At 46.2% G+C, this 2,546-nt stretch carries 2 protein-coding genes; one reads left to right on the top strand and one right to left on the bottom strand.

From position 1 onward, the window contains the following. Nucleotides 1–87: 87 nt before the first annotated feature. The gene (locus tag B157_RS0111435; protein ID WP_020603460.1) at nt 88–549 is read right to left on the bottom strand and encodes a response regulator; all 462 of its coding nucleotides are present in this window, start codon (nt 547–549) and stop codon (nt 88–90) included. A 610-nt stretch (nt 550–1,159) separates the two neighbouring features. Here B157_RS0111435 and B157_RS0111430 point away from each other — a divergent pair. Then, entirely contained in the window at nt 1,160–2,479 is a 1,320-nt protein-coding gene (locus tag B157_RS0111430) for a SprB repeat-containing protein (RefSeq protein WP_020603459.1), read from the top strand. Nucleotides 2,480–2,546 lie beyond the last annotated feature (67 nt).

Genomic DNA, 2,546 nt, shown 5'->3' with positions numbered 1-2,546 from the left:
CACTTGTGCGCTGGCTTGCACAATTTCAGAGTGACACGAAAGCCTGTTCAGTATCCTAATCATCCTAAGCCTAAATTGACATAAACTCTAATAAATAGTGTTGAACGCTACCAGCACCCGCTGGTTATTGGGACCACGAACGGTCACACCTTTTTTGACTTCGGGCGGAGCGGGTTTACGCATCACCGAATCAATTGCCGAGCGGAGAGTCAGGGCATGAAACGGTTTTATCAGGTAACGGGTATCCTTTCGTTGACCAGCCAGTTCGTACTGGAACAAATCGGTACAGCTGGTAGCAAAAATCACCGGGCATTGTAGGGAAGGGCTACGATACAGGAACTCGACAATATTACTACTATCCATTATTACATCGCTGATAATCAGATCGGCCGATTGCTTTTTCAGTACCTCTTCGGCCAAACTCAACGAATGGGCAGTACTTATCAGCTGATAACCCCAAAGGTCGATCATCATCGCCAGGGTAGCTGCCCATTCAGGATCATTCTCAATCAACAGTATCCGTATACTCTCTTTACCAACCGTACTCATCTGCTTTTGAAGCTACTTTATCAGTAAGGCAGTAAGCGTATGAAAATTGACTACCCGACAAATCATACTCAATTTTAAAGCCATTCTGGTTGCTAATCCTCCTTTCTAAGGCAAAATAGTCATTACTGACAAAACACAAAAGTAATATCTAAAGTAAACTTTTGTCAAATAATTATAACTTATACTAGCCTATTAAACCTATAAATAACCTTTTTATCTACAATAATGCTAAAGTGGCATTAATCTTGTGAAGGGTCCCCCTCCTTGCTGGTTTCTCCTGAGAGCACAAGCTACTCCACCTTTCGTCCCCCATTATTCTTCGTTCGTCCCCTATTCTGGGCTGTTTTCACCGTTGTCGCAAGGTTGTTGCCTTACTGGTAACAGTAAAAACATACGCCATAAAACACGGTAAAGTCAGGCTACAAGTTAGTCTTCTACGCCGATTTTATGGCCTTGAGCCGGCAATTGTCGCTTATGACAACTGTACGCGTACTGTGTACAGCGTTTAACCAAGAAGGTTTATCAGTAACTATAAAATCAGTCTATGAACGTACCTGTTTACTCTCGTTGTGTTGGCAATGGTTCTTCTCTGTATAACAGGGCATTAGCTGTGAAACAGACAGAAAGTGGGTGTACAAGAGGAAAGATAGTCCGGCTCCTGTCTACATGGCTGTCCTACAGTGTAGCAATTCTGTCACTGACCGGACTAAGCCTTGATACACAGGCACAAACGATACCCTGTAATTACAGGAACGTCATTACGACTAATTTCTCCGGGGCAGCCATTGCCAATGGTCGTACTACCACTAGTAACGGGGGTGGAACTGCTAATACAGCTAACGTACCCGATGCCAACCTGACCAATTTTGGTACGATCACCACGGCCAACCTGACCAATTCAGCAGGGCAAATATCGGTGGGGGCCAGCACTACGTTTAGTGCCGGGTCTACAGCAGGTTATGTAGTGGGTAACAGTAACATAACGGCAGCAAATCTACCATCGTCCATAACTATTTACACCTATTTGGCAGGAACTTTACAAGAGACCTCTACAACAGTATCCAATCTGATTGAGTATACTTCTCTGGCTGGATCGGGCAAACGGGTATTTGGATTTGTCACCACCCTGCCTTTTGACGAGATAGCCGTTCGGATTACCCGCTCCAGTAGCAGTTCTACCGAAATTTATTACCCCTTTGTGCAATATCCTGGCCTGATCCCGTCGGCTACTACAACCAGTGCCAGCAGTGCAACGACCGCAGACGGGGCTGTAGATCTAACCATAACGGGTGGCCGGGCACCTTACACGTATTTGTGGAGCAATGGGGTTACTACACAAGACCTGACAAACACCTTGCCAGGTAACTACTCCGTAACGGTGACGGATGCTAACGGCTGTACGGCAACGCTTTCTGTTACGGTTGGCATACGAACAGCCAACTGCCCAGTACCGGGACAGAATGGCTTCACCCGGTTTTCTTTTACTTCGGCCCCTACCGTAACTGGGCAGGGCGTTGGCAGAAAAGCCGTGTATAGTAACGTGGCCACTATCAATAACCAGGCAGTTGACGTTATTGCCGAAGTTCTGACTTATTCAGGTACCGCCGACGCAACGTACCCTCGTTTCGATCAGGTTACAAACACCATATCGGGAGCCAGACTAGCCCGTTATGCCATATCGGGTGCATCCACCGCACCTGCCGGACTAACATCGACAGTTAAATGGTCTGTCGTCAAAACAGGAACGGGTACAGCAACCGTACCAGCAGTACCCGTTGTTTTTAATGGATCATTTACCGTAGGCGATATTGATAATGATTTAACCACTGGTTCTACAACGCTCGAGTCAGTCGTTATCAACAAGGCCGACCTTTATTCTTATAAACTAAGTAATCCCACCAATAATACTGTGAGCAGTTTTAGTGCTTGATTTGGCCAAATGCAAAAAGGGTCGTAAGCTTGAAATCCCCATTTCATACCCTACGACCGCACCGGCG

Source organism: Spirosoma spitsbergense DSM 19989 (assembly GCF_000374085.1).
Taxonomy (GTDB): Bacteria; Bacteroidota; Bacteroidia; order Cytophagales; family Spirosomataceae; genus Spirosoma; species Spirosoma spitsbergense.
This window is presented reverse-complemented; position numbering and strand designations above follow the sequence as displayed.